This window comes from Flavobacteriales bacterium (assembly GCA_013214975.1).
GTDB lineage: Bacteria > Bacteroidota > Bacteroidia > DT-38 > DT-38 > DT-38.
Map to the genome: position 1 here is coordinate 1 of JABSPR010000312.1, position 6,463 is coordinate 6,463.

A 6,463-nucleotide genomic window follows, 5' to 3' on the forward strand; every position below is an offset into this window, starting at 1 on the left:
AAAGCTTCTGAATCTCTTTGAACTCGTTATAAACTCATTTGAAGAGGACAAAATTATTATTACAAACGAAGTAATAACATCTGTAGCCCAACAGAACATTGCCCTGTATGACAAAACAGGAGAACAACACTATGATATTATATCTGCATTTATAAAATCAATTAGGGGAAGTGACCCGAATGGAGCTCTTTATTGGCTGGCAAGAATGATTGAAGGAGGTGAAGATCCGAAGTTCATTGCGCGAAGGCTTGTAATAGCGGCTTCTGAAGATATAGGCAATGCAAACCCAAATGCCTTAGGAATTGCAAATGATTGCTTCGAAGCAATCAGAAACATTGGAATGCCAGAAGGTCGAATAATATTAGCTCAGGCAACTACATACTTAGCCGTATCCGCTAAAAGCAATTCGTCTTACGCGGCAATAAACAAAGCCATTTCGGCAGTTCAGAAAACGGGAAACCTTTCTGTGCCATTGCATTTACGTAATGCACCTACAAAATTGATGAAAGAGTTAGATTATGGGAAAGGATATAAGTATTCGCACGAATTTGATCAGAATTTTTCTTCACAAGAATATCTACCAGAAGAAATAAAAGAAACTGTTTTTTACGAACCAGGATCTAACCGTAGAGAAAAAGAAATAAAACTGTATTTAAACTCCTTGTGGAAAGGAAAATACAACTATTGAGCCCACCTTTCTTCAAGTATTTTTACCTGCTTATAAACCAAGCCAAGTACTATCCCTCCGACTCCTTGCTCAAATATTTGCCAAGTAAAATCTATCGCGACGTATGTAAAATCAATGTCCGTTCTATAAGATATTCCAAATAGCATTACGATACTATATACCAGAAAGCCTATTGCCAGCCCGAGACACATAGATTTAAGCACATGGCTTTGTTCCACTTCCATAATACTAAAGACGGAAGCCATAACAGCCCCTATAGACATATAAACCACAACTGCTAGTGAAATAAAAATATTAAAAGGGTATTGTATTTTCAAAAAATCATTCAATACCAAACCGTGCCATAAATATGACATACTGAACATCAATACGGATATAATTATCCATGTATAAAAGAATGTCTTGTTAAATATTTTCGCTCTCATTTAATATCTCAGCACAAAACTGCAATATTTTAGTATATAAATTACCAAGCATACTACATATAATTACCTATCAACTCAATAGATAATTATTTTTATCTAACTTAGAATCCATTCAGGTAAAGCTATACGATGATGTTTAAAAAAGAGTTACTGTTTTTTTTATTTGCAACACTGCTTTTGCAATTTTCCTGCAAAAGAGATCTTACGATTCCATCATGGGAGGCCGACGTGATGTCTCCTTTAGTATCAACTTCTTTAAAAATCGGGAACCTATTAACAGATACTTTAGTCCAGACAGAAAGCGATAGTTCTTTAACCATTGTCTATCAACAAGACCTTTTTACTTTACGGATAGATACACTATTGGAAATCGAAGACACTTCTTATTCTTACGTTGCAAAATTAGATAGTATCGAAATTACCGATTTCAGTGCTGTAGATTCTATTACATTATCCGAGATAGGAACATCAAACCCACTATTCGGCTTTTTACTTGCATCTCTTGTTGGGGACCCGCTAACGCCAGCCGAAATTAGTGCTTTTCAAAATCTTAGTTTTTCAAACTATGTAGACTTCAGTAGTTTTTTCGAATCTGCAACTTTCAATGAAGGTGAATTAACTATGGAAATCACTAACGACCTACCTCTCGATATAGAAAACATAACAATAGAACTGCAAAATGCTAGCGACGGGTCTGTCTTTGGCTCAGTTACAATCCCTTTAATTGAAGCATATGGCACATCTTCTGATGTAATCCCACTTGCAGGTCAATATGTAGAGGGTGAAATCATATTCAACGTTATCTCGTTTGATTTGACATCCGACTGTATTCCCGTCTGTCCTACAATTGAACTTGAAGATGGAATAATATTCAGTTTAACACAGTCCGATTTAGATATAGAGAGTGCCACTGCAATCTTCCCGGAGCAGTCTATAATTTACAGAGAATTAGAAACGTCATTTGGTCTAGATGGTTTATGGCTAAATGAAGTGACCGTAAAAACTGGGAATTTTGTGTTTAATATCGTTAATACACTTGAAGACACATTGTTTTTAGAATATGTACTTCCTAATTCTTGGGATAGTAACGGCAATCTATTTCGAGCAACAGCTATATGTCCTCCTAAATCCATTGTTGATAGTGTGTTTACAAAACTGGATGGATTCACTTTGGATCTTACAGGCCAGAACTTAGATAAGATAAACACAATGTATCATATACTAGAGGGTAATATAAAATACACTGGCGAAATAACTTCACTGTCTAAACAAGACTCCGTTGAAGTTTACTTTTCGATTCAAGACATTGTTCCAGAACATGCCGTAGGGCACATATTAAACGACATTCATGCCTTCGGACCAAACACTGTTGATTTAGACTTATTTAACCAAATTAGTAACAGCCCTATAAATGCACTTTCATTTAGCTCTATCAATTTAGATTTAGAAATATCAAATGAAATCGGTGTAAATATTTCTGCATCCATCACTAATATTACATCAACAAACGATAACAACAACTCTTCGTTTTCAACATCCCTAGACCCAGTATCTGTTGCATCACCAGAGGATAATTTGCCAATTGTACCACTAACATCCTATTTGATTTTCCCTAATAATGATGCCCGTGGAATTATTGAAACAATCCCCAATCAAATTAGCTATTCAGCACAAGTAGAAATAAACCCTCTAGCAACCATTACTCCTCCTTCTCCACAAAACAGTGGCACCGATTTTATTTATTATGGATCAGGAATTTCTACAAAATTAAACCTCAATATCCCTCTTAATGTAATTGCGCAAGGCTTGGTACTCTCTGATACGGTTAATTTTACGATGGAAAGAAATGAGAATCTTTCTAAAATTGAAAATGGCTCACTTAATCTAATAATCGACAACGGATTTCCAATTGAAGCTAATGTTCAAATTTATTTAATGAATAATAGTAATGTAATTATCGACTCCTTATTTGCATCCAAGCAGAACATCCAAGCAGCTGTTATTGACATGTCTACGAATAAAGTAGAGGATAAAATGAAATCTGAATTATTCATACCCTTGAGCAAAGAAAAAATTGATAACCTGTACGAAACTTATAAGATGATGATCTTTGTAGACTTTTCTACATCGTCGTCCAGTACGGGAGCTAAAATTTATTCTGATTACGGGATAGATGTTAAGGTAGTTGGTGATTTTACTTATCCTGTTGATGACGCAATAAAATGAAAAGGAAAATATTTACATTCTTATTACTCGGATTGTCATCCTTACAATCATATTCTCAGCTAAACCGCTATTATGGTTTTGAAGAAATGGATTACAATCAAAATGGAAGTTTTATTACCATCGACGGAGGATTCGATATTAATTCCAATGCTCTTACTAATAGCTTTCTCAAGGAAAGCTCGATAGGTACAGAGCTAAAAGATCTTAATTCCTCCAATCATAAAAGCGAAAAAAATCTCACAGGATATGATCTACAGACAAGTTTAGTATTTGGTGAGACTAAAGAAGAGTTCCTCGGAATCAGTAACGCTGGATATTTTATTGGCATCAAAACAAGAGACCATCTAGATATATCGTACACAAAAGATGTATTTGATCTTATCTTTTATGGAAATAAACCTTTCCTTGGAATCGAAGCAAACCTTGGACCTTTATCCTTTCAACGAATTGCATTCGAACAAATTCAGTTTGGATTCTTCAAAAGCATTTCTAACGAAAAAAGAACTATTACAACAGCCCTAGGCTTGGCATTGGTTAAAGGACGAAGTGGTATTTCTGTTAATTTATCGGATCAAACTAGCTTGTATACTCAAGAAAGAGCTGAGTACATCGATTTTTCAATGGATGGGTCAATTTCATACACAGACCAAGATAATAACGGAGCTCTTGACATGAATGGTATTGGCATATCAACAGACATTTATACAAAGATTGACTTTGAGAATGGTGATAATATTAACATTTCTATCTCTGATTTTGGAACGATAAAATGGAACTCTAGTTCAACTAATTATACGAACAATGAGAGCTTTCATTTTGATGGAATAGAAATTGAAGATGTATTAACGATCAATGATTCAATTTTTACCGACATCAACAAAGATTCCATCCAGAATAACATACTTGGCCCTGCCTCTCTATCAAGCTTTTCAACTGTCCTTCCTGCTATTATACAAATAGAAGGAACTAAGAAATTATCCAACGATAAAATTTATTCTACTATAGGACTCAGACATCAATTAAACTCTAACTACATCCCCTACTTCTACTTTATAAACAAGTACAAATTCTCGGATAAAATATTAGGTGGCGTTAAAATTGCATATGGCGGCTACGGAAAAATTAACCTTGGCTTAGAACTATCAACATCGTTCAAAAAAATACTTATTGTATTGGGCAGCTCAGATGTTGATGCTTTATTCGATTCAAATGGCTTGATAGGAACCAGCTATTATTTAAGTTTGCATAAATTATTTTAATGAAATATAATATTAACGGTTTAAGTCATTCTGGATCTAGCAACTTCCTGCTCCTAGCTGGACCCTGTGCAGTAGAGAACGAATCTACAACCATGCAAATTGCCGAAAGGATAAAAGCATTATCTGAAAAATATTCGATCCCCTTCGTATTTAAAGCATCCTATAGAAAGGCCAACCGTTCTAAGTTAGATTCCTTTTCGGGTATAGGCGATCATGAAGCGATTGAAATACTTAAAAAAGTAAAGAACAGTTTTAATTTACCTATCGTAACGGATATTCACGAATCGGAAGAAGCTTCTATGGCTGCCGAATTTGCTGATGTACTTCAAATCCCAGCATTTCTTTGTAGACAAACTAACTTACTTGTAGCAGCCGCCAAAACAGGGAAAACTGTTAACATTAAAAAAGGTCAATTCCTATCAGCCGATGCCATGAAATTCTCTGTAGATAAGGTAAGGATGTCGGACAATGAAAATGTAATGGTAACTGAGAGAGGTAACTCATTCGGATATCAAGATTTAATTGTTGATTTCACGAACATCCCAAAATTGAAATCCATAGGAGTTCCAATTATCCTAGACATTACGCATTCTCTTCAGAAACCAAATCAATCTAGTGGCGTTACTGGCGGTGACCCAAGTATGATTGAAACTATTGCAAAGGCAGGTATAGCTAATAACGTAGATGGTATTTTCATAGAAACTCATCCAAATCCGAAAGAAGCATTATCGGACGGCGCTAATATGCTTCAGATCGATTTATTAGAACCTCTATTAGTTAAGTTATTGACTATTCAAAATGCCTTGAAATAAACGACTTAAAAATTACCTTATGAAATACTTAGTAATATCAATTTTTACAATTCTAGTAATGAGCTGTGGTTCTGAACAAAAAGAATCTACAGAACAAACCGAAAGTAAGGTTGAAAAAACATTTTCGTTTCAATGTCCAATGAAATGCCAAGGCAGCGGGAAAGATACAGAAGGCAAATGCAACGTGTGCAAAATGGATCTTGTACAAATGTGAGTTAATTACTCACTATTGTAAACTCTGTTCTTCTATTTTTCGCCTTTCCTTCTTCTGTATCATTGGAAGCAATTGGCTTTTCATCTCCGTATCCTTTATAACTAATTCGATCCTCAAAAATCTCATGTGTTACTAAATAATCCCATACGGTTTTTGCTCTATTGGTCGATAATTCCTTATTGTGACTTGCGCTACCCACATTATCGGTATGACCCCTTATCTCAATAATAACATTTTTGTTTATCTCCAAAAACTCAACAAGCTTCCCTAATTCGATTTTAGATTCTGCTTTTAAATTAAAGGCATCTGTTTCAAAAAACACATTTTTCAATACTACATTACCACCCTTCTTTATTGGCTGCAATGGCACATCCATTAAAAATGGTTCGCTGTATTGTTTTTCTTTAAGACTGAAGTTCTCCGAATAAAATAAGTAGTTAGGAGCAGAAACATTCAATGCATAATTTCCATTTGAAGGCAACGGAACCAAGAATTCCCCATTCGATTTATCCGAACGAGACTCAACAATCATGCTATCCGTCTGCAAATCAACTAACTCGAACTTCACTCCCAAGCGAACTTTACTTTCCTTATCAAATACAACACCTTTCATAAATGTTACTAGATTAGGTCTAACTTCCTTCGATAATTGGAAAGAGTAAATATCCAACCCGCCAAATCCACCTGCTCTATCAGATCCAAAATACGCTAAACGTCCTTCTGCATCAACAAGTAGACTATTTTCATTTTTACTTGTATTAATCGGATAACCTAGATTGACTGGTTTACCCCAATTACCATCTTTATTCTTACGAGACATGTAAATATCCAACCCCCCC

General features: G+C 35.0%; 7 protein-coding genes. 5 read left to right on the forward strand and 2 right to left on the reverse strand.

Features of this window, described 5'->3' with window-relative positions; translation table 11 throughout:
* A partial coding sequence (locus HRT72_09950) for a replication-associated recombination protein A (GenBank protein ID NQY68028.1) occupies positions 1-688 on the forward strand: 688 nt, incomplete at its 5' end.
* Here the strand turns inward: HRT72_09950 and HRT72_09955 are convergent.
* On the reverse strand, positions 682-1,113 hold the full coding sequence (locus tag HRT72_09955) for a hypothetical protein (protein ID NQY68029.1): 432 nt from the start codon (positions 1,111-1,113) through the stop codon (positions 682-684). The two genes, HRT72_09950 and HRT72_09955, sit on opposite strands and share 7 nt — an antisense overlap.
* 129 nt (positions 1,114-1,242) lie before the next feature.
* Between HRT72_09955 and HRT72_09960 the strand changes: the two genes are divergently transcribed.
* Genes HRT72_09960 through HRT72_09975 form a run of 4 tightly spaced genes read left to right on the forward strand, consistent with a single transcriptional unit; the run spans position 1,243 to position 5,624 of the window.
* Positions 1,243-3,339, forward strand: a complete 2,097-nt coding sequence (locus HRT72_09960) for a hypothetical protein (protein NQY68030.1) — start codon at positions 1,243-1,245, stop codon at positions 3,337-3,339.
* Positions 3,336-4,598 (forward strand): hypothetical protein, encoded by a 1,263-nt coding sequence (locus HRT72_09965; GenBank protein NQY68031.1) that lies wholly within the window; start codon positions 3,336-3,338, stop codon positions 4,596-4,598. Before HRT72_09960 ends, HRT72_09965 begins: the two co-directional genes overlap by 4 nt.
* Before the next feature lie 11 nt (positions 4,599-4,609).
* Positions 4,610-5,410 (forward strand): 3-deoxy-8-phosphooctulonate synthase, encoded by an 801-nt coding sequence (gene kdsA, locus HRT72_09970; protein NQY68032.1) that lies wholly within the window; start codon positions 4,610-4,612, stop codon positions 5,408-5,410.
* 19 nt (positions 5,411-5,429) lie between these two features.
* Positions 5,430-5,624: a hypothetical protein gene (locus tag HRT72_09975; protein NQY68033.1), complete on the forward strand. Its 195-nt coding sequence runs from the start codon at positions 5,430-5,432 to the stop codon at positions 5,622-5,624.
* A 1-nt stretch (position 5,625) separates the two neighbouring features.
* Here HRT72_09975 and HRT72_09980 read toward each other — a convergent pair whose 3' ends face one another.
* Complete coding sequence (locus tag HRT72_09980) at positions 5,626-6,444, reverse strand: OmpA family protein (GenBank protein NQY68034.1); 819 nt, start codon at positions 6,442-6,444, stop codon at positions 5,626-5,628.
* Positions 6,445-6,463 lie beyond the last annotated feature (19 nt).

Coding starts and splice junctions, on each gene's coding strand:
- HRT72_09975 (NQY68033.1), top strand. CDS start 5,430: ATGAAATACTTAGTAATATCAATTTTTACAATTCTAGTAATGAGCTGT.
- HRT72_09965 (NQY68031.1), top strand. CDS start 3,336: ATGAAAAGGAAAATATTTACATTCTTATTACTCGGATTGTCATCCTTA.
- HRT72_09960 (NQY68030.1), top strand. CDS start 1,243: ATGATGTTTAAAAAAGAGTTACTGTTTTTTTTATTTGCAACACTGCTT.
- HRT72_09955 (NQY68029.1), bottom strand. CDS start 1,113: ATGAGAGCGAAAATATTTAACAAGACATTCTTTTATACATGGATAATT.
- HRT72_09980 (NQY68034.1), bottom strand. CDS start 6,444: ATGTCTCGTAAGAATAAAGATGGTAATTGGGGTAAACCAGTCAATCTA.